Here is a 1,083-nt window from a genome sequence, read left to right as displayed (position 1 = left end):
CAAAACTATCTTTCCGATGGGCGTTTGGTTCGTATTTCTGGACCAGAAAATGCGCAGTATGTGCCCTTAACACGTGAAGCTGTCACAAAGCTTGAATACGACATTATTGTTGATGATTCACCAACAAGTCCCAATGAAAAAGAGAGAACTTTTGCAGCGATTACGCAAATGTTGCCGTTGCTTGGTGGTTTCTTAACACCGGAGATGATTCCAGATCTTTTAAAGCTTTCCCCACTACCGGCAACATTGGTAGCAAATTTAACGGCAAAAGCACAGCAGGCACAACAAGAACAACAGCAGCAGCAAATGATGCAACAAAACCAAGGAACACAATTAAATCCAGAGCAACAAGCAAAGATTGCTGCTCTCCAGCAAGAAGCGCAAGCAAAAGGCACGCTTTATCAACTTGATGCACAACAAAAGCAGGTAGCGTTGCAGCAGAAGAATATTGAGCTTTTCTTGAAACAAGAACAAGCCCGCCTGCAGCTCGAACTTCAACGGGCAAAAAATGAGATAGCGCAGCGTGATCTAGAGCGCAAATCCTTACAAGCAAAGTTGGAACACTACCGCGTTTTGACAAAAAGATTAATACCACATTGAAGGAACAGAAGATGGAAGAAAAGTTTACTCCTGAAGAACAAGCAATCTATGACGAACATTTTGCCAGTGATCGTCCTGTTGAGTTAGTTGAGCCTGAGCAAGTTAGGGAAGCTTTTAATGCGGAAGAAAGTTCTCAGCAGCCATCTGTAGAACCACTTCAGGAGCAGCCAAATTCTGGTGTGATAGAGCAAGAACGACAAGCACGCCAAAAGGCAGAGCAAAAGGCTATGGAAGCGCGTGAACTTGCCATTGAGTTTGCACAAAAATATGCACAAATGCAAGAAGAGGCGGTAAGACGCCGCGATGAAAATATCCCTACCCTAGAAGATGATCCAAAAGCACATGTTGCATGGCTTAGTCATAAGGTACAGGAACAACAGAAATTGCTTGATGAGTTTTCTCGCATAAGAGAGAGCCAAGAACGTTTGAATCAAGAGGAATATGAACGCCAAAAGTTGGGGGATTATTTCGAGGAAGCCAAAG

Annotated in this window: 2 pseudogenes; both read left to right on the top strand. The window is 43.6% G+C overall.

Annotated elements, in window-relative coordinates:
- A pseudogene (locus ACFINS_RS09725) lies at positions 1-600 on the top strand (phage portal protein); the annotation flags it as partial.
- Between the two features lie 11 nt (positions 601-611).
- Positions 612-1,083: pseudogene (locus ACFINS_RS09720) on the top strand (hypothetical protein); the annotation flags it as partial.

It is taken from the genome of Bartonella sp. AA2SXKL (assembly GCF_042197205.1).
In the GTDB taxonomy this organism is placed as follows: Bacteria; Pseudomonadota; Alphaproteobacteria; order Rhizobiales; family Rhizobiaceae; genus Bartonella.
This window is presented reverse-complemented; position numbering and strand designations above follow the sequence as displayed.